The sequence below is a fragment of the Streptomyces carpinensis genome (assembly GCF_002154505.1).
In the GTDB taxonomy this organism is placed as follows: domain Bacteria; phylum Actinomycetota; class Actinomycetes; order Streptomycetales; family Streptomycetaceae; genus Streptomyces; species Streptomyces carpinensis.
The window spans coordinates 12,641-12,841 of sequence record NZ_MUBM01000257.1 but is presented as its reverse complement, the minus strand read 5'-3'; positions in this window follow the sequence as shown (position 1 = coordinate 12,841).

Genomic DNA, 201 nt, shown 5'->3' with positions numbered 1-201 from the left:
AATGTGTATAAGCGACAGGGGCAGGGTTGGTCGAGGCCGGCAGGTCCGGTCCCCAGGGGCCGGGTTCCGTCAGGACCGGGAGATCCGATCAACCAGGACCGGGTGCCTGGACACCGGCAGATCCGGGCGCTCTCGGCCGGGCTGAAGGAGCCCTCAGGACGAGCCCGCCAGCAGGCCCGCCACCCGTCGGGCCGTCGCCGC